The following is a 21,626-nucleotide window of genomic DNA, read 5'->3' on the forward strand; positions in this document are numbered from 1 at the left end:
CGGCTCAGCCGGCCGCGCGCTCCAGGACGAGCTCGCGGACGCGGGCGGCGTCGGCCTGCCCCTTCATGGCCTTCATCACGGCACCGATCACGGCACCGGCGGCCTGCACCTTGCCGTCGCGGATCTTCGCGAGCACGTCGGGCTGCGAGGCCAGTGCCGCGTCGATCGCCTCGATGAGCGCTCCGTCGTCCGAGACGACCGCGAGTCCACGGGCGTCGACGACCTCCTGCGGGGTGCCCTCTCCGGCGATGACGCCCTGGAGGACCTCGCGGGCGAGGCGGTCGGTCAGCGTGCCGCTCTCGATCAGACCGGCGAGCTCGGCGACCTGGGCCGGGGTGACCAGGGAGGCCGGGTCCTCGCCCGCCGCGTTCGCGAGGCGCGCGATCTCCCCGGTCCACCACTTGCGGGCCGCCTGCGGAGCGGCTCCCGCGGAGACGGTCTCGGTGATCTCGACCAGCAGGCCGCTGTTGGCGACGTCCTGGAACTCGAGATCGGTGAAGCCCCACTCCTGCTTGAGGCGGCGACGGCGGTCGGCGGGCTTCTCGGGGAGCGCGCCGCGCAGCTCCTCGATCAACTCCGGGCTCGGCACGACCGGGAGCAGGTCGGGCTCCGGGAAGTAGCGGTAGTCGTCGGCGTCGCTCTTGGGCCGGCCCGCGGAGGTGCGGCCGGTGTCCTCGTGCCAGTGGCGCGTCTCCTGCGTGATCGTTCCGCCCGCGGCGAGGATCGCCGCCTGGCGCTGGATCTCGTAGCGGACGGCGCGCTCGACCGAGCGGAGCGAGTTGACGTTCTTGGTCTCGGTGCGGGTTCCGAGCTTCTCCTGGCCGATCGGGCGGAGCGAGACGTTCGCGTCGCAGCGCAGGTTGCCGCGCTCCATCTTGGCGTCCGAGATGCCGAGCGCCAGCACGATGTCGCGGATCGTCGCGACGTAGGCCTTCGCGTACTCGGGCGCGCTCTTCCCCGCGCCGTAGATGGGCTTCGTGACGATCTCCACGAGCGGGACCCCCGCGCGGTTGTAGTCCACGAGCGAGTACTCGGCGCCCTGGATGCGGCCGGTGGCGCCGCCGACGTGCGTGAGCTTGCCGGCGTCCTCCTCCATGTGCGCGCGCTCGATCGGGATCTGCACGAGCGCGCCGTCGGCCAGCTCGATCTCGACCGAGCCCTCGAAGGCGATCGGCTCGTCGAACTGCGAGATCTGGTAGTTCTTCGCCAGGTCCGGATAGAAGTAGTTCTTGCGCGCGAAGCGGCTGGACGGGGCGATCGAGCAGCCCAGGGCGAGGCCGAGGCTGATCGAGTAGCGGACGGCCTGCTCGTTCACGACCGGCAGCGAGCCCGGGAGGCCGAGGTCGACCGGGGTCACGTTCGTGTTGGGCTCGGACCCGAACTCGTTCGGCGCGTCCGAGAACATCTTGGTCTTCGTGTTGAGCTCGACGTGCACCTCGAAGCCGAGCACCGGCTCGAAGGTCTCGAAGACCTCGTCGTAGTCCATCAGCTCGGGAGCGGACGTGTGCGCGGAGGCCATCAGACGGCACCTTCCTCGGTCGCGGAGAGCACGGAGTGGGTCAGGTCGGGGGCCTGCGCGAGGAGCGGACGGCCCCACTTCTCCTCGAGCAGCGCCTCGAGCGCGGCGCCCACGGTGTAGAGGCGCACGTCCTCCCGGGCGGGAGCGAGGAACTGGATGCCGACGGGCAGCCCGTCCTCGTCGGCGAGGCCGGCGGGGACGGAGATGCCGGGGATGCCGGCCAGGTTCGCCGGGATGGTCGCGACGTCGCCGCGGTACATCGCCAGCGGGTCGTCGAGCTTCTCGCCGAGGCGGTAGGCGGTCGTCGGTGCCGTCGGCGAGGCGATCACGTCGACGTCCGCGAAGGCCGCGTCGAAGTCCCGCTGCACCAGGGTCCGGACCTTCTGCGCGCTGCCGTAGTAGGCGTCGTAGTAGCCGGCCGAGAGGGCGTAGGTGCCGAGGATGATCCGGCGCTTGACCTCGGGGCCGAAGCCCTGCTCGCGGGTCGCGGACATGACCTGCTCGACCGTGCCGCCGCCCTCCGGCGTGACCCGGAGGCCGAACCGGACCGAGTCGAACTTGGCGAGGTTGCTGGAGGCCTCCGCGGGGAGGATCAGGTAGTAGGCGGCGACCGCGTGCTCGACGCTCGGGAGGCTCACCTCGACGACCTCGGCTCCGGCGCCCTGAAGGATCTCGAGCGCCTCGTGGAAGCGCGCCAGCACGCCGGGCTGGAAGCCCTCGCCGCCGTCGAGCTCCTTGACCACGCCGATCCGGAGGCCCGTCACGTCGGCGCGGCGCACCGCGTCGGCGAAGGAGGGCCAGGAGTCGCGCAGCGACGTCGAGTCGCGCGGGTCGTGGCCCGCGATGACGTCGTGCAGCAGCGCGGAGTCGAGGACGGTCCGGGAGACGGGGCCGATCTGGTCGAGGCTCGAGGCGAGCGCGATCGCTCCGTAGCGGGACACGCCGCCGTAGGTCGGCTTCACGCCGACGGTGCCGGTCACGTGCGCGGGCTGGCGGATCGATCCCCCGGTGTCGGAGCCGAGGGCCAGGGGCGCCTCGTAGCTCGCGACGGCCGCGGCGGACCCGCCGCCGGAGCCGCCGGGGATGCGGTCGAGGTCCCACGGGTTGTGGGTGGGGCCGTAGGCGCTGCGCTCGGTGGTCGAGCCCATCGCGAACTCGTCCATGTTGGTCTTGCCGATCGGGACCAGCCCGGCCTCGCGGACCTTGCGCATGACGGTCGCGTCGTAGGGCGGGCGCCAGCCCTCGAGGATGCGGGAGCCGCTCGTGGTCGGCATGTCGTTCGTGACGATGACGTCCTTGACCGCGAGAGGCACTCCGGCGAGGGGGTGCAGCGACTCGCCGTCGGCGCGCCGGCGGTCGATCGCCTCGGCGGACGCGACCGCGCCCTCGCGCGCGACGTGGAGGAAGGCGTGGACCGCTCCGTCGACCGCGTCGATGCGCTCGAGGTGGGCGCGGGTGGCCTCGACCGAGGAGACCGAGCCGTCGGCCAGCTTCCCGGAGAGGGCGGACGCGCTGAGGCGGACGAGCTCGTCGCCGTGCGCGCTCACTGCTCCTCCCCCAGGATCGCGGAGACCTGGAAGCGGCTGCCGTCGTGCTCGGGCGCGCCGGAGAGCGCCTGCTCGAGCGTGAGGGTCTCGCCGACCACGTCGGGCCGGAAGACGTTCTCGAGCGGGATCGGGTGGCTGGTCGCCGGCACCTCGGGCGTGGCGACGGCCTGGACCGCGCGCACGGAGTCGACGATCTGGCCGAGCTCCCTGGTGAGGCTCCCGATCTCGTCGGAAGTGAGGTCGATCCTGGCCAGCTGGGCCAGATGGGCGACCGTGTCGGCCGTGATCTCGGACATGCGTCTCCGTCTGGTGATTCGGGGGGATTTCCGGCCGCCAGTCTACTCGGCGCGCCCGCACCGCCTCCGCCCGCGCCGCCCGACCGTCAGGAGCCGCCGAAGAGGCTGGAGCCGTGCTTCAGGAGTGCGTTGTACGCCCCCTCGTAGGTGGTCGGCAGGTCCTCGCCGGGCTCGCCGTACCGGGCCAGCAGCAGGCCCATCAGGCCGACGGCGGGCGGGCTCAGCGGCTTGTCGCGGTTCACGTGCGCCGGATGCGCGGGCGCCGCCTCGGGGTTCGGGGGCAGGTACTGCGGCACCGTGGTCGGCCAGTCGCCGATCTGCCGCGGCTCGTCGAGGGTCAGCACCCCGAAGAGGTCGGGGGCGGAGGCGTCGCGAGCGGTCAGCGGCTCGAGGCCGTGCAGGGCGCTGAGGGTCCGGATCACCGCGCCGTGGTGCAGCTCGTCGTGCACGATCGTGCCGGCCCTCGTGTACGCCGAGACGGCGATCGCCGGCACGCGGCAGCCGAGCCGGTCGAAGGCGAAGCCCATCTCGCCCTCGCGGCCGTCGCCCGGCGGAGTCGCCGACGGCGGGGGGACGTGGTCGTAGAGGCCGCCGTGCTCGTCGAAGGTCGCCAGCAGCAGCGTGTTCACCGCGTTCGAGCCGGTCGTGCTCGCGCTCTCCCGGATCGCCGAGTACACCTGGTGCAGCAGCAGCTCGCCGGCGCGGACGTCGGACAGCGCGCTGTCGTAGACGGGCGTGCCGTCGACCTCGTCCTCGTGCAGGACCCCGGTCGGCGGGTGCATGTCGTTGTGGTCGAAGACGAGCCGCGGCTCGAGGAAGGCGTAGTCGGGCAGCTCGCCGTTCTCCACGTCGGCGTAGAACCGGTCCATCGTCGAGAAGTGGGTCTTCCAGTACTTCTCGAGCACCGGCGCGTGCAGGAACCCGGTGTACGAGACCACCTGCAGCGCGTCGAAGTAGACGCGCCAGGTCCTCCCCGCCTCCTCGAGGCGGTTGAACACCGTCGGCGCGTCGGCCAGGTCGTCCGCGAGCCACTTCTCGTAGCCGCCGCCCTGCTTGTTGGTGACGAAGCCGTGCGAGGTCGACGCGTGCAGGAAGGACCGGTTGCAGAAGGTCTGGGAGGGGACGGCGCAGAACCACTTGTCGAAGACGGCGAACTCGCGGGCGAGAGTGGAGAAGACGGGCAGCATCTCCGGCGAGAAGCCGCCCATGATCGTCCGCGCCTCCTCCGCCGTGGGCTCCTGCCCCTTCTTCATCACCCTCAGGTGCTGGACGTAGTCCTCGAGGAAGCCGCTCATCGTCGGGGCAGAGGCGTCGGCGGGCGCGTTGAAGGGCGCGGTCATGGCGCCGACGGTGCGGCCGGCGTTCTCGGGCGGATCCACCGTGCCGAAGAGCTGAGTGTTGACATGCGGGTACTCCTCGCCCGGGTCCGGGTCGGGCTGGCGCATCACGGAGTCGGTGGCGCCCTCGTAGACGTGCGTGCCGACGGTCAGTCCCCCGGCGCTGGTGTTCGTCCGCTCGTCGGGGAGGAGGCCCTCGAAGCTCTCGCCCGCGGGCAGGTCGTCCGGTCCGTAGAGGCGGCCGAGGACGTTGTCGAAGGAGCGGTTCTCGAACATGATCACGACGACGTGGTCGAATCCCGGCTCCGTGCGGGCGGGCAGTCGCGGCTCCTCCTCGCGGCGGGGGCCGGAGGCGACGGCCGCGCCGATCGCGCCACCGGCGAGGGCTCCGGCTCCGACTCCGGCGGCGGCGGTGCCGGCCAGGAAGCGGCGGCGCGAGCGGGAGCGGGGAGCTCCGTCGTCGTGCTCCGAGGGAGTCCGCTCGCTGGTCATCTCCGCCGCCTCTCCTGCGCCGCCTGCGCCTGCTCGGAGTGTAGCGACGCGCCCGGGACGGCGGCTCGAACGCGGGCGAGCAGTCCCGACTCCGGCTCGGGGTCGACGTGCGCGCGGCGGGCCGCGTCGCGGAGGCGGCGCCCGACCGGCGCGGGCGGCGCGAACGCCGGCGCCGTGCGGGGCCAGCGCGCGAGGGACCGGTCGGGACCGCTGAGGAGTGCGGCCAGCTCACGGACCTGCGGATCGACGAGGGCCCGGCGCACGCCCGCTCGGGCGCGGACGAGCTGCGCGGGAGTCTCCGGACCGAGCGGCACGCCGATCCGTGCACCCGAGGGGACGGCCGAGGCGAGCACGAGCGCCGGCACCGTGCCGGGCCGCTCCGCGCTCCCCCGCGCGGTGACGAGGAGCAGCATCCGCCGCCCCGCCCGCTCCGCGTCGCGGACGGCGTCGAACACGACGTGCAGCAGCTGCTCCGCGAGGCGCGCATCGGCGGATCGATCGGTGCCGGCGGCTGCGGCGTCGGCGAAGTCGGCCGGATCGACGAGGGACCGCGGCTCGACCAGGACGAGCGGAGGCAGGGTGCCGGCTGCGGCCTCGGCGGCCAGCGCGTCGATGGGAAGGAGGCGCCCGCCGCGGGAGCCGGCGGCGCCCGGATCGCGGTGGGGCCACTCCGGATCGGCGAGGAGCGTGATCGAGACGCCCTGCCGCTCGTCGACCGCGAGAGCCCAGCCTGTGCCGGTCTCCCGGGCCGCGCGCAGGGCCGCCGGCAGCGGATCGCGGCCGTCGGCGCGCCAGTGGTCGGCCCGCGCGAAGGCCGTGGCGAGGAGCGCGTGCACCGGCAGCATCTCGGGGGCGAAGCGCGCGACCGGAGGATCGTCCGGGCCGGGCGCGGTCATCACGGCGTCCGTATCACCGGTGAACACCGGGCCGTCCGGATCGTCGAGCGCGCCGAGGACCTGGTCGCGGCTGCGGCCGGCGAAGGAGAGCACGACCAGGTGGTCGATCCGGCCCAGCGCCTCGGCGGTCCGGCGCTCGGCGGCGGTGGGCCGAGCCGCGGCGTCGAGCGCGAGCGACGCTGCGTCGGCGAGGGACCGGCGCAGGAACGCACGCCGCTCCCCGCCGCCCGCGTCAGGCATCGGGCCCGGTCGGCTCCTCCGTGCTCGGGGCGGCCGCGTCCGGGACGGCGTCGGTCTCCGGCACGGCGTCGTCCTCCGGCGAGGCGTCGGAGCGCGATGCGCCGGCGACGTCCTCGTCCGGACCGGCGGCGGCCTCCTCCGGAGCGTCGGCGGACGCCTCCTCCGGCAGCGCGATCGCGTCCGGTCCCTCCGTCACCAGGAGGTGGAACTCGGCCGCGGTGATGATCCGGAGCCCCAGGGCCTCGGCCTTGCCGAGCTTGCTGCCGGCGCCGGGACCGGCGGCGACGTAGTCGGTCTTCTTGGAGACGCTCGAGCCGGCCTTGCCGCCGGCCGCGAGGATGGCCTCCTGCGCCCCCTCGCGGGAGTACCCCTCGAGGCTGCCGGTCGCCACGACCGTGAGACCCGCGAGCACCCCGCCGGCGGCGTCCGCGGCACCGGGCCCGGGGTGGCCGGGCGTGGCGAAGCGCACTCCGGCCGCGGCCCAGCGGTCGACGATCTCGACGTGCCAGGCGACCTCGAACCAGGCGATCAGGGCGTCGGCGATGATCCCGCCGACCCCGTCGACCGCGGCGAGCTCGTCGCGGCTCGCCCCGCGGATCGCGTCGAGCGAGCCGAAGTAGCCCGCCAGCGCGCGCGCGGCGACCGGGCCGACGTGCCGGATGCTGAGCGAGACCAGCAGGCGCCACAGCTCCTTGGTCTTCGCCCGCTCGATGTTCTCGATCAGCCGGAGGGCGTTGGTGGAGGGCACGGAGGCGGCGTCCCCCGCGAAGGCTCCCGCCTCCGGGTCGAAGGCGCCGTCCTTGGCGAGCTGCCGCTTGCGCTTGAAGGGCGTGACGACCTTCGGATCGCCCTTCGCGTCGAGCTTCTGCAGACCCGTCTCGGAGTCGCGGACGACGACCTCGATCGGGAAGAGATCGGCCACCGTGAGCTCGAACAGGCCGGCCTCGGTCCGCAGCGGCGGCTCGGCGGGCACCAGGGGCTGGGTCAGGGCGGCGGCGCTGACCTCGCCGAGCGCCTCGATGTCGAGCGCGCCGCGGCTGCCGATGTGCTCGACGCGCCCGCGGACCTGCGCGGGGCAGGACTCCGCGTTGGGGCAGCGCAGGTCGACGTCGCCCTCCTTGGCCGGAGCGAGCGTGGTGCCGCACTCGGGGCACTGCGTCGGCATCACGAACTCGCGCTCGGAGCCGTCGCGGAGCTCCACCACCGGGCCGAGCACCTCGGGGATGACGTCCCCGGCCTTCCGCAGCACGACCGTGTCGCCGATGAGCACGCCCTTGGCCTTGACCACGTCGGCGTTGTGCAGCGTGGCCTGGCGCACCTCGGACCCCGCGACCTTCACCTTGGTCATCTGGGCGAACGGCGTCGCGCGGCCGGTGCGCCCGACGCTCACCACGATGTCGAGGAGCTTCGTGTGCACCTCCTCGGGCGGGTACTTGTAGGCGATCGCCCAGCGCGGCGCCCGGCTGGTGGCGCCGAGCTCGTCGTGCAGCTCGAGCTCGTCCACCTTCACGACCACGCCGTCGATCTCGTGCTCGACCGAGTGCCGCTCGCGGCCGTAGCGCTCGACGAAGGCGAGCACCTCCTCCACCGAGGCCGAGACGCGGTTGTGGCCGCTGACCGGCAGTCCCCAGGAGGAGAGGAGCCCGTAGACCTCGGACTGGGTCGCGACCGGCGGGTCCGGCCAGGCGCCGATGCCGTGCACGTAGAGCGCGAGGGAGCCGACGCGCGCCTCGCCGGCGCGCAGGTCGAGACCCGACTTCTTGTCGAGCTGCTGGCGGAGGCCGCCGCTCGCCGCGTTCCGCGGGTTGGCGAAGGTCGGGAAGCGCCGCAGCGCGCTCGTGCGCGCCTTCTCCTCCTCGAAGACGCCGCGGGTGGCGGCCGGGCGGGTCGACCAGCGGGTCCGCGCCTCCTCGACCGCCTCGTCGCGCAGCGTCTCCTGGAGGGCGTTCAGCTCGGCGAAGGCGGCCACGGGGATGAAGACCTCGCCGCGGACCTCGACGAGTGCCGGGTGGCCCTCACCGGAGAGGCGCTCGGGGATGCCCGCGACGCGGAGGGCGTTGACGGTGACGTCCTCGCCGGTGCGGCCGTCGCCGCGGGTCGCCGCCGTGACGAGGCGGCCGTCCTCGTAGTGGAGGGAGATCGCGAGCCCGTCGATCTTGAGCTCCGTGAGCCAGGCGACGGGGCGGTCGGCCGAGGCCACCGTCTTCTCGCACCACTCGCGCAGCTCCTCGGCCGAGAACACGTTGTCGAGGGAGAGCATCCTCTCGGCGTGGTCGATCGGGGCGAGGCCCGCTCCGACGATCCCGCCGACGGTCCGCGTCGGCGAGTCCTCGGCGGCGAGCTCGGGGTGCTCGGCCTCGCGCGCGGCGAGCTCGCGCACCAGGGCGTCGTACTCGGCGTCGGACAGCGGCGAGGAGTCGGCCGCGTAGTAGTCGTCGCTCGCCGACCGGATCCGCGCCCGCAGCTCCTCGACGCGGGCGGCGGGCTCGACGGCGCTCACTGGAGCACCGCGGCGTCGGCCGCGACCGTGCGGTCGATCGTGCACTGGCCCAGCACGCGGGTGCCGAGGTAGACGACGGCCGTCTGGCCGGGGGCGACGCCGTCGAGCGGCGAGTCCGGAGTGATCACGAGCTCCACCCTGCCATCGACGTGCGACACCACCGCGGAGGCGGGGGCCGGGTCGGCGTGCGCGCGGATCTGGACGTCGCAGCGGAAGGGCGCGTCCGCGTCCTCGGGAGCGGCGCCCGCCCAGGTGAACCGCTCGCCGGCGATCTCGCCGATGCGCAGCGCTTCGCGCGGACCGACGACGACCTCGTTGCTCACCGGCCGCACCTCCAGGACGAAGCGGGGCCGTCCGTCGGGCGCGGGGACGCCGAGGTGCAGGCCCCGGCGCTGGCCCACCGTGTACCCGTGGGCGCCCTCGTGGGAGCCGACCACCGCGCCGTCCCGATCGACGACCGCTCCGGTCTCGGGGGCGACGCGCTCGGCGAGCCAGCCGCGGGTGTCGCCGTCGGGGATGAAGCAGATGTCGTAGCTGTCGGGCTTGCTCGCGACGCTGAGGCCCCGCTCCGCCGCCTCCGCGCGCACGATCGCCTTGGACGGCGTGGAGCCGAGCGGGAACATCGAGTGCCGCAGCTGCTGCTCCGTCAGCACGCCGAGGACGTAGGACTGGTCCTTCGCCTCGTCGCTCGCGCGATGGAGCTCCGGGGAGCCGTCGGCGGCGGTGCGGAGGGAGGCGTAGTGGCCGGTGCAGACCGCGTCGAAGCCGAGGTCGAGAGCCTTCTCGAGCAGGGCGGCGAACTTGATCCGCTCGTTGCAGCGCATGCAGGGGTTCGGGGTGCGGCCCGCCGAGTACTCGGCGACGAAGTCGTCGACGACGTCCAGCTTGAACCGCTCGGAGAAGTCCCACACGTAGTACGGGATGCCGAGGACGTTCGCGGCGCGCTGCGCGTCCATCGAGTCCTCGATCGTGCAGCACCCCCGGCTGCCGGTGCGCAGCGTGCCGGGCATCCTGCTCAGAGCGAGGTGCACGCCCACCACGTCGTGCCCCGCCTCCACCGCGCGGGCCGCGGCCACCGCCGAGTCCACTCCACCGCTCATCGCCGCCAGAACCTTCACCGTGCGAGTCTACGTTTCCCGCGGGCGCGGCCGGCAGGGGTTCAGGCGGGCAGCACAGCGCGGTTCGAGAGTCCGGCTCGGGCGGCGCGGGCGTAGGCGCCGGGCAGCGCGGCCAGGAGGGCGTCGACGTCCGCGTCGGTCGAGGTGTGGCCGAGCGTCATCCGGAGCACCCCGCGGGCCTCGTCCTCGCTCCGGCCGAGCGCGAGGACCACGTGCGAGGGCTCCGGGATCCCCGCCGTGCAGGCGGACCCGGTCGAGACGGAGACGCCCGCGGTGTCGAGGAGGAAGAGGAGGGAGTCGCCCTGCGCACCGGGGAAGGCGAGGTGCGCGTTGTTGGCGACCCGGCGGCCGGAGTCGAGGGCGGGCCCGGTCAGGGTCGCCCCCGGCACGGCGGCGAGGACGCCCGCGACGAGCCGGTCGCGCAGGGCGGCCAGGCGCTGCGCCTCCGCCGACAGCTCGGCGTCCGCCTCGACCGCGGCGGCGGCGAAGGCCGCGGCGCCGGGCACGTCCTGGGTGCCGGAGCGGACGCCCCGCTGCTGTCCGCCTCCGTGCAGCACCGGGACCACGCGGGCATCGCGGGCGAGCACGAGCGCACCGGTCGCGATCGGCCCGCCGACCTTGTGACCCGAGACGCTGACGGCGGCCAGTCCCGCGCCTCGCCCGGAGCCGGATGAGCGGCGGATCTCGGCAATCCGCAGCGGCACGTGTCCGAGGGCGGCGACCGCGTCGACGTGGAGGGGGACGCCGGCGCGGGCGCACACCGCCGCCAGCTCGGCGATCGGGTTGATCGTCCCGATCTCGTTGTTGACCCAGAGCACCGTGACCAGGGCGACCGATCCGGGATCCTTCTCCAGCGCCGCGGCGAGCGCCTCCGGCCGCAGGGTGCCCTCGTCGTCGAGAGGCAGCCACTCGAGGACGGCGCCCTCGTGCTCGGCGAGCCAGGCGGCCGAGTCGAGCGTCGCGTGATGCTCCCCCTCGGCGACCAGGACCCGGACGCGGGCCGGGTCCTCGCTCCGGCGCTGCCAGTAGAGGCCCTTGATCCCGAGGTTGACCGCCTCGGTGCCGCCGGCGGTGAGGATCACCTCGATCGGCTCGCAGCCGAGCACCCCGGCGAGCGCCGACCGGGCGTCCTCCAGCCGGCGGCGCGCCTCCTGGCCGGAGCCGTGGACGGAGGAGGGATTGCCGCCGTGGGCGGACGCCTCCGCGAACGCGGCGAGCGCCGAGGCGCGAAGCGGGGTGGTCGCGGCGTGGTCGAGGTAGATCACAGCAGCCCTTCGTCCCGCGTCGGGGGCACGGAGGGAGCCGGTGCCCGTCACTACTGTAAGTCGCATGACCTCTCACGATCCCCTGGCCCGGCTCGGCGTGACCGTGGACGATCAGGGCGGTGAGCTGCGGGTCTGGTCCGAGAGCGCGAGCGCCGTCGATCTGCTGCTGTACGACGAGAAGGATCCGACCTGGGTGACCCGCACGGTCCCGCTGGCGCGCGACGACGCCGCGGTCTGGTCCGCGCGCTCCGATCTGCTGGCACCCGGCCGCCGCTACGCCCTGCGCGTCGACGGGCCGACGGGCCCCCGGCACCGGTTCGACCCCCGCCGGGCCCTGCTGGAGCCGTACTCCCGCGGCCTGCACCGGGTGGCGGAGAACGAGTGGCGCTCCGTCGTCGTGGACGACGCGTTCGACTGGGGCTCCTCCTCCCGGCCCGGCACCCCGATGGACCGCACCGTGATCTACGAGGCGCACGTGAAGGGGCTGACCCGGCTGAACCCGGCGCTCCCCGTGGAGCTGCGCGGCACCTACGCCGGCCTGGCGCACGAGTCGACGGTCTCGGCACTGCTCGAGCTGGGCGTGACGGCGGTCGAGCTGCTGCCCGTGCATGCGTTCGTGTCGGAGCAGCGCCTGCTGCGGCAGGGGCTGACCAACTACTGGGGCTACAACACGCTGAACTTCTTCGCCCCGCACGCCGCGTACGCCTCCTCCACCGCGCAGCGCGGCGGACCGACCGCGGTGCTCCGCGAGTTCAAGGGGATGGTGAAGCTCCTGCACGAGGCCGGCCTCGAGGTGATCCTGGACGTGGTCTACAACCACACCGCCGAGGAGGGGCCGGGCGGGCCGATGTCGAGCCTGCGCGGGATCGACGACGCCGGCTGGTACCGCCAGACGCCCGAGGGCCACTACGTGGACGTCACCGGCTGCGGGAACACGATCGACTTCGGCCGGCCCGCGGCGCAGCGCCTCGCGCTGGACTCGATGCGCTACTGGTCGGGCGAGGTCGGGATCGACGGCTTCCGGCTCGACCTGGCCGCGACCCTCGGCCGCGACGAGATCGCGCACTTCCGGAGCGACCACCCGCTGCTGCGGGCCGCGGTCGAGGATCCGGCGCTGGCCGGCGTGAAGATGATCGCCGAGCCCTGGGACGTGGGAATGGGCGGCTGGCAGACGGGAAACTTCCCGGCCGGGTGGTCGGAGTGGAACGACCGCTACCGCGACCGCGCCCGCAACTTCTGGCTCTCGGACATCGACTACGCCCGCCGCGCAGGCACGGCCCCCGTCGGCATCGGCGGCTTCGCGACCCGGCTCTCGGGCTCCTCCAACACCTTCTCGGCGGAGCGGGGCCCCCTCGCGTCGGTCAACTTCGTCACCGCGCACGACGGCTTCACGCTGGCGGACCTCGTCTCGTACAACGTCAAGCACAACATCGGCAACGGCGAGTCGAACCGCGACGGAGCCGACACCAACCGCTCCTTCAACCACGGCTTCGAGGGCCCCACCACCGACGAGCGGATCACGCTGGCGCGGCGCAAGGCGATGCGGAACCTCCTCGGCACCCTGCTGCTGTCGGCCGGCGTGCCGATGATCACGGCGGGCGACGAGACCGGGCGCAGCCAGCGCGGCAACAACAACGCCTACTGCCAGGACTCGGACCTGACCTGGGTGCGCTGGGAGGGCCTGGCCGACTGGCAGCTCGCGCTCCGCGCGCACACGCGCACCCTGCTGCGCCTGCGGCGCGAGCACCCGGCGCTGCGTCCCTCCCGCTACGGCAGCGGCGACGCGAGCGAGCCGGGCGCCACGACCATGACGTGGTTCGACGCCCACGGGCGCGGGATGAGCGAGCACGACTGGACCTCCGCCGCCAACCGGACGCTGCAGTACCTCGCGGCCTCGACGTCGGTCGAGGGCGAGCCGGACCGTGTCCTGCTGGTGGTGCACGGCGTCGAGCAGGACACCACGGTCGTGCTCGCCGACGGCGAGGGGGTCACCGGCTACACGCGCCTGTGGAACAGCGAGGAGCCGGAGCCGCTGGAGCACGGCGAGTCGTTCGAGCCGGGGCAGGTCATCCGCGTGGCCGGCACCTCGATGCAGCTCTTCGCCGCGCACGGGCCGGCGGCCGAGCAGGACGCCTGATGGCGCGGAGCGGGCCGGGGACCCCGGCGACCGTCGCGCTGACGGCGGCGGGTGTCCCCTTCACTCCCCGCCAGTACCGGCACGACCCGGCCACGACGCGCTACGGGCTCGAGGCGGCCGAGGCGCTCGGCGTCGAGCCGGAGCGCATGTTCAAGACCCTGATGGTCGATGTGGACGGCGAGCTCGTGGTGGGCGTCGTGCCCGTCACCGGCTCGCTCGGGCTGAAGGAGCTCGCGGCCGCGGTCGGAGGCAGGCGGGCGGCGATGGCCGACCCCGTGCTGGCCCAGCGCCGGACCGGCTACGTGCTCGGCGGCATCTCGCCGCTCGGGCAGAGGACGCGGCACCGCACCGTGATCGACGAGACCGTCGAGCTCCACGACACGGTGCTCGTGTCGGGCGGGCGCCGGGGCTTCGACATCGAGCTCGCCCCCGCCGACCTCGTCGCCGCGACGGCCGCCCTCCTCGCCGACATCGCGCGCTGACCCCTGCTCCCCCGCCGTCCTCCTCCGGGCGCCGTTTCGCTCGATGCGCCGTCCTCCTCCCGCGAGATCCCACTCCGGTCCGCGAGACGCCGAGGAAGGCGCACCGGAGCGGCATCTCGCGGAGAGGGACCGGGCGGGGTCAGCCGGCGGCGGCGGCCAGGCCCAGCTCGGCGGAGCGGGCCAGGAGGGGGTGCCGCGGCACGACGCGGACGGTGTAGCCGAAGGAGCCGCTGCGGTCGAGGGTGACCACTCCGGCGTAGGGCACGCGCCCGACCGCGTCGGCCGGCACTACGGCACCCGACTCCTCGACCACCTCGAGCTCGTGGTGGCGGACCTCGGTGAGCGAGCCGTCAGCGGCCGTCGTCCCGTACACGACCTCGACCGAGACGTCCGCCGGCGAGAGCTCGCCCAGGCGCACGCCCGCCCGCACGGCGAGCCGGTCCCCGCGCTGGGGCACCGCGTCGATCCCGCCGGACTCGACGGACGCGACCGCGACCCCGGGCCAGCCGGCGCGGACCCGCCGCTTCCAGGTCGCCAGCTCCTTGGCCGGCTCGAAGTGGTCGGCGGCGACGGCGCGCCCTGCCTCGGCGGCCGGGGAGTAGAGCGCCTCGACGTACTGGCGCACCATCCGCTCGGCGGAGAGCTCGGGCGAGAGGGTCGCGAGGGTGTGCCGGATCGAGCGCACCCACCGCCGGGGCACGCCGTCGTGGTCACGCTCGTAGTAGCGCGGCACGACCTCGGTCTCGAGCAGCTCGTAGAGCGCCTCGGCCTCGAGCGTGTCGCGGGCCTCCGGGTCGAGCGCGCGGTCGGAGGAGGGGATCGCCCAGCCGTTCTCGCCGTCGAAGTACTCGTTCCACCAGCCGTCGAGGATCGAGAGGTTGAGCGAGCCGTTGAGCGCCGCCTTCATCCCCGAGGTGCCGCACGCCTCGAGCGGGCGCAGCGGATTGTTGAGCCAGACGTCGGTGCCCGGGTAGAGCAGCTGCGCCATCGCGATGTCGTAGTCCGGCAGGAAGACGATCCGGCGGCGCACGTCCGGCTCCTGCGCGAAGCGGACGAGCCGCTGGATCAGGCGCTTCCCCTCCTCGTCGGCGGGGTGGGACTTGCCCGCGATGACGATCTGGATCGGATGCTGCGGGTGGGTGAGCAGCGCCCGCAGACGCTCGGGGTCGTGGAGCATCAGGGTCAGCCGCTTGTAGGTCGGCACCCGCCGCGCGAAGCCGATGGTGAGCACGTCCGGGTCCAGCAGCTCGTCGAGCCAGGCCGGCGGGAGGCCGCCCGGGTTCTGCTCGCGCCAGGAGCGGGCGGCCCGGCGGCGGGCGTCCCGCACCAGCTGCTCCCGCATCGCCCGGCGCGCGGCCCACAGCTCGGCGTCGCCGAGCGAGCCCGAGGCCCAGTCGGCCCGCGTCGTGTCGTCGGTGCCGAGCCGCTCCTCCGCGAGCCGCCGGAGGATCGGATCGGTCCAGGTGGCCGCGTGGACGCCGTTCGTCACCGAGCCGATCGGCACCTCCGCCGTCTCGAAGCCGGGCCAGAGGCTCGAGAACATCGAGCGGCTGACCTCGCCGTGCAGCGTCGAGACGCCGTTGGAGCGCTGCGCGAGCCGCAGGCCCATGTACGCCATGTTGAACGCCGTCCCGGAGTCCCCCGGCTCGGCGCCCAGCGCGAGCACGTCCTCGACCTGCACGCCCGGGAGCAGCTCCGTGGAGAAGTACTCCTCGATCATCCCGCGGTCGAAGCGGTCGATGCCCGCCGGCACCGGAGTGTGCGTGGTGAAGACCGTGCTCGCCCGCACCACCTGGAGAGCCTGGTCGAAGTCCAGGCCCGCGCCGATCAGGCCGGAGATGCGCTCGAGCCCCTGGAAGCCGGCGTGCCCCTCGTTGGTGTGGAACACCTCCGGGAGGACGCCGCCCGAGACCTCGGCCCAGAGTTCGAGCGCGCGGACCCCGCCGATGCCCAGCAGCAGCTCCTGCAGCAGGCGGTGCTCGCCCCCGCCGCCGTAGAGGCGGTCGGTGACGGAGCGGAGCGAGTCCTCGTTCTCGGGGATGTCGGTGTCGAGCAGGAGGAGGGTCACCCGGCCGACCTCCGCGCGCCAGACCCGGGCGTAGAGCGCGCGTCCCTCGGGGAGCGCCAGCACGATGCGGGCGGGCGAGCCGTCGGCGAGACGGACGACGCGCAGCGGCAGCCCGTCGGGATCGAGCGAGGGGTAGGACTCGAGCTGCCAGCCGTCGGCGGAGAGCTTCTGCGAGAAGTAGCCCGACCGGTAGAAGAGGCCCACGCCGGTGAGCGGCACGCCCAGGTCCGAGGAGGCCTTCAGGTGGTCGCCCGCGAGGATGCCGAGTCCGCCGGAGTACTGGGGCAGCGCCGCCGCGATGCCGAACTCCGGCGAGAAGTAGGCGATCGAGCGCGGGGCGGACTCCGGCAGCGACTGGTACCACCGCGGCTCGGTGCGGTAGCGCTCGAGCTCGTCGCGGAGGCGCCACGCCTCGTCGACGAAGCCCTGGTCCCCCGCCAGCTCGGCGAGGCGCTCGGGGCTCACTGCTCCGAGCAGAGCGGTGGGGTCCGCTCCCCCGCGCCGCCACAGCTCCGGATCGACCCGCTCGAACAAGCGCCGGGCGGGCTCGTGCCAGGCCCAGCGGAGATTGCCCGCCAGATCGCCCAGAGCCGAGAGCTCGGGCGGGAGGACGGAGCGGACGATGAAGCGGCGGATCGCCTTCACGGCACCCCTCGACTCTCTGCGGACCCCGGAGCGCCCGGTCGCGGAGCACCGGGGCGGTCGCGCTCGGTCACCCTAGCGGACCCCTCGGCCGCCGCGGATCGGCCGGACGCGGACCCGCCCCGACGCTCCGGCACGCGCTCCCCGGATCCGTTTGCACAGGCCCGAGCGCGGGCGCAACCGTCGTGTGCGAGCCGCCGCCGGTCGCTACTGTCATGACGTGGCTCAGATACCTTTCGGCAAGGCTCAGAACGGCAAGGACGCACGGCGAGCGGGTCGCGGACGCGCACCCCAGGAGGCGTCGGCGCCTCCCGAGACGGCCGCTCCGGCGCCCGCCGCCGCCCCCGAGGCGACTCCTGCTCCCCCCGCGGCCGACAGTGCTCCGGCCGACCCGGTGACCGCGGACGCACCCCACGCGTCGCCGGCGACCGCGACGACCGGGAGCGGCTACCGCGTCCGGGCCGAGCGCCTGCCGATCATCGACCCGCAGCCCCGGCTCGAGGACGACCGCTGGCCCGCGAAGGCGTTCGTCGGCGAGGTCGTCCCCTTCGCTGCCACGGCCTTCCGCGAGGGGCACGACCTCATCGGCGTCGACCTCCTGCTGCGCTCGCCGTCCGGGGCCGAGTCGGAGCACCGCATGTCGCTCCTCGCGACCGGCACCGACCGCTACGGGCGCCTCGTGGCCCTCGACGAGGAGGGCGACTGGAGCTACCGCATCCGCGCCTACGCCGACGACTGGGCGACCTGGCTCCACACGGCCGAGGTCAAGATCCCGGCCGGCCTGGACATCGACGTCACCTTCGCCATCGGCGAGGGCCTGCTGCGCAGCGGCGCCGACGACTCCTCGCGGCCCGAGGGCGAGCGCAGCCTGCTCTCCGACACCGCCGCCCGCGTCGGCGACACCACGCTGAGCGCCGAGGAGCGCCTCGCCGCGGCGACCGATCCCGCCGTCCACGGCGCGCTCGACGCCCGCCCGGTGATGAGCCTCACCAGCGTCTCGGAGCCGCGCACCGTCCACGTCGAGCGCACCCGCGCCGGCGTCGGCGCCTGGTACGAGTTCTTCCCCCGCTCCGAGGGCGCCGTGCGCCACGAGGACGGGACCGTGACCAGCGGATCCTTCCGCACCGCGATCGACCGCCTCCCCGCCGTGGCGGCGATGGGCTTCGACGTGCTCTACCTGCCGCCGATTCACCCCATCGGCCGCTCCTTCCGCAAGGGCCCGAACAACACGCTCGACGCCGGCGAGAACGATCCCGGCTCGCCGTGGGCGATCGGCTCGGCCGAGGGCGGCCACGACGCGATCCACCCGGACCTCGGCACCGAGGACGACTTCCGCGCCTTCCACGCCGCGGTCGAGGCCGCGGGCCTCGAGCTCGCCCTCGACTTCGCCCTGCAGGCCTCGCCCGACCATCCCTGGGTCACCAGCCACCCCGAGTGGTTCACGACGCTCCCCGACGGCTCGATCGCCTACGCCGAGAACCCGCCGAAGAAGTACCAGGACATCTACCCGATCAACTTCGACAACGACCCCGAGGGCATCCGTCAGGAGTCGCTGCGGGTCCTGCGGCACTGGATCGACCTGGGCGTGCGGATCTTCCGCGTCGACAACCCCCACACGAAGCCGCTCGACTTCTGGGAGTGGATCATCCACGAGGTCAACGCCGAGCACCCCGAGGTCGTCTTCCTCGCGGAGGCGTTCACCCGCCCCGCGATCATGCGCGCGCTCGGCAAGGTCGGCTTCCAGCAGTCGTACTCGTACTTCACCTGGCGCAACACCAAGGAGGAGCTCGGCGAGTTCTTCACGAGCATCTCCCACGAGACGGCCGACTACATGCGGCCGAACCTCTTCGTGAACACTCCGGACATCCTCACCGAGTACCTCCAGTACGGCGGCCGCTCGGCGTACAAGGTGCGGGCGGCCCTCGCCGCGACCGCGTCGCCGCTGTGGGGGGTCTACGCCGGCTACGAACTGGTCGAGAACGTCGCTCGCCCCGGCGCCGAGGAGAACATCGACAACGAGAAGTACGAGTACAAGACGCGCGACTGGGCCGGCCCCGAGGAGTCGGGCCGCTCGCTGGCGCCGTACATCACGCGCCTCAACGAGATCCGGCGCTCGCACCCCGCACTCGGGCAGCTGCGGAACCTGCACGTGCACGGCAGCGACGACGACGCGATCCTCGTCTACTCCAAGCACCTGCAGGCCGCGTTCACGGGCACCGGGACCGACGACACGATCATCGTCGTCGTCAACACCGACCCGCACTCGGCCCGCGAGACCACGGTCCACCTCGACCTGCCCGCGATCGGGCTCGACTGGAGCGCGACCTTCGAGGTCGAGGACCTGATCACCGGCGCCGTCTGGACCTGGGGCAGCGACGACTACGTGCGGCTCGACTCGTTCGTCGAGCCCGTGCACATCCTGAGCGTGAAGGCGGACGAGCGATGAGCGGAACCACCCCCGAGGGCACGAGCCCGGCCGAGGAGGCGGGCCTCGGCGCGCACGCCGAGACGGTCCCCACGACGGGCACCAGCTCGGCGACCACCTCCGGCCACGGCGCGCACGTCGCCGACGCGGCGCCCGACGCTCGACAGCACCCCGGAGCGGACGGCGAGAACGCGCGCAGCTACGCGGTCGAGACGGTCCCGGAGGCGCCTCAGCCGGTCGCGGCCGACGACGCCGTGACCGTCGAGCCCGACGCCGACGACGCGGAGTCCGCTCCGGTCGGCAGCGGGGCCGAGGGCGACCTGCCCGACGACACGGACGCCGCCGATTCCGTCGCAGCGGACAGCGCCGGCCCCGCCGAGACGACCGCGGACCCCGCATCCGCTTCGGGCCCTGTCGACGGCACCGCGGCGATCGCGCTGCCCGACATCCCCGAGTGGGTGCTGCAGCAGCTCGCCACCGGCAGCAACGCGCTCCCCCACGACGTCCTGGGCCAGCACCTCGTCGCGGCCCCCGGCGTCTCCGACCCGGTGACGGTCGTCCGCGTGCGCCGCCCGCTCGCCGAGAAGGTCGCCGTGGTGCTCGCCACCGGCGCCCGCGTCGAGCTCAGCCACCTCAGCGACGGGATCTGGCAGGGCTTCCACGTCCTCGGTCCGCAGGCGTACACCGTCGAGGCCCGCTACGGCGGCGGCGGCGAGTGGACCGCGGAGGACCCCTACCGCTTCTCGAAGACGGTCGGTGATTTCGACCTCTACCTCATCGGCGAGGGCCGCCACGAGCGCCTCTGGGAGGCGCTCGGCGCCCGTCACCGCGAGCACGAGGGGGTCTGGGGCACGAGCTTCGCCGTCTGGGCCCCGCACGCCCAGGCCGCTCGGGTCGTCGGCGACTTCAACGACTGGAACGGCGAGGGCCACTCCCTCCGCAACCTCGGGACGACCGGGGTCTGGGAGATCTTCGTCCCGGGCGTCGAGCCCGGAGCCTCCTACAAGTTCGACCTGCTCTCGCGTGACGGCCACTGGGTCCGCAAGGCCGACCCGATGGCCCGCGCCACGGAGGTGCCGCCCGCGACGGCGTCCAAGGTCCCCGTCTCGCACCACCAGTGGGGCGACTCCGGCTGGATGGAGAAGCGAGCCTCGGTCGATCCGCACACGCAGCCGCTCAGCGTCTACGAGATGCACCTCGGCTCCTGGCGTCCGGGACTGGGCTACCGCGACCTCGCGGACCCGCTGATCGAGTACGTCACCGAGCTCGGCTTCACGCACGTGGAGTTCATGCCGCTCGCCGAGCACCCGTTCGGCGGCTCCTGGGGCTACCAGGTCACCGGCTACTACGCCGCCTCGAGCCGCTTCGGCACGGCCGACGACCTCAAGTACCTGATCGACCGTCTGCACCAGGCCGGCATCGGCGTCATCGTCGACTGGGTGCCCGGGCACTTCCCCAAGGACGACTTCGCCCTCGCCCGCTTCGACGGCGAGCCGCTCTACGAGCACCCGGACTGGCGCCGCGGCGAGCAGATGGACTGGGGCACCTACGTCTTCGACTTCGGGCACACCCAGGTGCGCAACTTCCTCGTCGCGAACGCCCTGTTCTGGCTCGAGGAGTTCCACGTCGACGCCCTGCGGGTGGACGCCGTCGCCTCGATGCTCTACCTCGACTACTCCCGCAAGGAGGGCGAGTGGCTGCCGAACCAGTACGGCGGACGCGAGCACCTCGAGGCGATCAGCTTCCTCCAGGAGGTCAACGCAACGGCCTACAAGCTGCACCCCGGCATCATGATGATCGCCGAGGAGTCGACGAGCTGGCCCGGCGTCACCCAGCCCACCAGCTCCGGCGGCCTCGGCTTCGGGCTCAAGTGGAACATGGGCTGGATGCACGACTCGCTCGACTACATGGCGAACGACCCGCTCTGGCGCCAGTACCACCTGGGCGAGATCACCTTCTCGTTCGTCTACGCCTTCAGCGAGAAGTTCGTCCTGCCGATCAGCCACGACGAGGTCGTGCACGGCAAGGGCTCGCTGATCCAGAAGATGCCGGGCGACCACTGGCAGCAGCTCGCGAACGTGCGCGCCTACCTCGCCTTCATGTGGGCCCACCCCGGCAAGCAGCTGCTCTTCATGGGCCAGGAGTTCGGCCAGTACTCCGAGTGGAGCGAGGAGCGGGGTCTGGACTGGTGGATCCTCGATCAGCCGAGCCACCGCGGTCTCTGGAGCCTCGTCGGTCAGCTGAACCGCGTGTACCGCGACTCGCCGTCGCTCTGGGAGCTCGACCACGAGCAGTCGGGCTTCGAGTGGATCGACGGCGGCGCGGCGGCGGCCAACGTCGTCTCGTTCCTGCGCAAGGACAGCGAGGGTCGCCCGATCGCCGTCATCGCCAACTTCTCGGGCTCGCCCGTGCACGGCTACCGCGTGAGCCTGCCCACGGCCGGCCGCTGGGAGGAGCTCGTCAACACGGACGCCGAGATCTACGGCGGCAGCGGAGTCGGGAATTTCGGAGCGGTCGAGGCTCGCGAGGAGCCGTGGGCCGGCCGCCCGGCTTCCGCCGAGCTGGTCCTGCCCCCGCTGGCCGTGCTCTACCTGCGACCCGCCGACTGATCGGTCCCCGCACGGAAGAGGCCGCCCGCCGCGACGATCGTCGCGAGCGGGCG

Annotated in this window: 13 protein-coding genes; 4 read left to right on the forward strand and 9 right to left on the reverse strand. The window is 73.5% G+C overall.

Annotation, left to right across the window (positions count from 1 at the left end; genetic code table 11):
- Positions 1-4: 4 nt before the first annotated feature.
- The 8 genes from gatB to C5B93_RS07865 all read right to left on the reverse strand — a co-directional run bounded on the left by gatB (position 5) and on the right by C5B93_RS07865 (position 11,210).
- Positions 5-1,519 (reverse strand): Asp-tRNA(Asn)/Glu-tRNA(Gln) amidotransferase subunit GatB, encoded by a 1,515-nt coding sequence (gene gatB, locus C5B93_RS07830; RefSeq protein ID WP_104292175.1) that lies wholly within the window; start codon positions 1,517-1,519, stop codon positions 5-7.
- Complete coding sequence (gatA, locus tag C5B93_RS07835) at positions 1,519-3,066, reverse strand: Asp-tRNA(Asn)/Glu-tRNA(Gln) amidotransferase subunit GatA (RefSeq protein WP_104223876.1); 1,548 nt, start codon at positions 3,064-3,066, stop codon at positions 1,519-1,521. The genes gatB and gatA overlap by 1 nt, the downstream gene beginning before the upstream one ends.
- Positions 3,063-3,362 (reverse strand): Asp-tRNA(Asn)/Glu-tRNA(Gln) amidotransferase subunit GatC, encoded by a 300-nt coding sequence (gatC, locus tag C5B93_RS07840; protein WP_104226848.1) that lies wholly within the window; start codon positions 3,360-3,362, stop codon positions 3,063-3,065. Before gatC ends, gatA begins: the two co-directional genes overlap by 4 nt.
- 86 nt (positions 3,363-3,448) lie before the next feature.
- Complete coding sequence (locus tag C5B93_RS07845) at positions 3,449-5,191, reverse strand: alkaline phosphatase family protein (protein ID WP_104292176.1); 1,743 nt, start codon at positions 5,189-5,191, stop codon at positions 3,449-3,451.
- The gene (locus C5B93_RS07850; RefSeq protein WP_104292177.1) at positions 5,188-6,327 is read right to left on the reverse strand and encodes a hypothetical protein; all 1,140 of its coding nucleotides are present in this window, start codon (positions 6,325-6,327) and stop codon (positions 5,188-5,190) included. The genes C5B93_RS07845 and C5B93_RS07850 overlap by 4 nt, the downstream gene beginning before the upstream one ends.
- Entirely contained in the window at positions 6,320-8,827 is a 2,508-nt protein-coding gene (gene ligA, locus C5B93_RS07855) for an NAD-dependent DNA ligase LigA (RefSeq protein WP_104292178.1), read from the reverse strand. The genes C5B93_RS07850 and ligA overlap by 8 nt, the downstream gene beginning before the upstream one ends.
- Positions 8,824-9,945 carry a tRNA 2-thiouridine(34) synthase MnmA gene (gene mnmA / locus C5B93_RS07860; protein ID WP_181068359.1) on the reverse strand — a complete coding sequence of 374 codons (1,122 nt, stop codon included), beginning with the start codon at positions 9,943-9,945 and terminating at the stop codon, positions 8,824-8,826. The genes ligA and mnmA overlap by 4 nt, the downstream gene beginning before the upstream one ends.
- Before the next feature lie 41 nt (positions 9,946-9,986).
- Positions 9,987-11,210, reverse strand: coding sequence for a cysteine desulfurase family protein (locus C5B93_RS07865; protein ID WP_308471251.1), 1,224 nt, complete (start codon positions 11,208-11,210; stop codon positions 9,987-9,989).
- 64 nt (positions 11,211-11,274) lie between these two features.
- Between C5B93_RS07865 and glgX the strand changes: the two genes are divergently transcribed.
- Positions 11,275-13,347 (forward strand): glycogen debranching protein GlgX, encoded by a 2,073-nt coding sequence (gene glgX, locus C5B93_RS07870; protein ID WP_104292181.1) that lies wholly within the window; start codon positions 11,275-11,277, stop codon positions 13,345-13,347.
- The gene (gene ybaK, locus C5B93_RS07875) at positions 13,347-13,829 is read left to right on the forward strand and encodes a Cys-tRNA(Pro) deacylase (protein ID WP_104232508.1); all 483 of its coding nucleotides are present in this window, start codon (positions 13,347-13,349) and stop codon (positions 13,827-13,829) included. Before glgX ends, ybaK begins: the two co-directional genes overlap by 1 nt.
- A 139-nt stretch (positions 13,830-13,968) precedes the next feature.
- Here ybaK and glgP read toward each other — a convergent pair whose 3' ends face one another.
- Positions 13,969-16,542 (reverse strand): alpha-glucan family phosphorylase, encoded by a 2,574-nt coding sequence (gene glgP, locus C5B93_RS07880; protein ID WP_104292182.1) that lies wholly within the window; start codon positions 16,540-16,542, stop codon positions 13,969-13,971.
- Between the two features lie 472 nt (positions 16,543-17,014).
- Here glgP and C5B93_RS07885 point away from each other — a divergent pair, with 472 nt between their 5' ends.
- Positions 17,015-18,985: an alpha-1,4-glucan--maltose-1-phosphate maltosyltransferase gene (locus C5B93_RS07885; RefSeq protein WP_308471252.1), complete on the forward strand. Its 1,971-nt coding sequence runs from the start codon at positions 17,015-17,017 to the stop codon at positions 18,983-18,985.
- The gene (gene glgB / locus C5B93_RS07890; RefSeq protein ID WP_146078461.1) at positions 18,982-21,573 is read left to right on the forward strand and encodes a 1,4-alpha-glucan branching protein GlgB; all 2,592 of its coding nucleotides are present in this window, start codon (positions 18,982-18,984) and stop codon (positions 21,571-21,573) included. Before C5B93_RS07885 ends, glgB begins: the two co-directional genes overlap by 4 nt.
- Positions 21,574-21,626: the final 53 nt, after the last annotated feature.

The sequence above is a fragment of the Rathayibacter sp. AY1A2 genome (assembly GCF_002930935.1).
In the GTDB taxonomy this organism is placed as follows: Bacteria; Actinomycetota; Actinomycetes; order Actinomycetales; family Microbacteriaceae; genus Rathayibacter.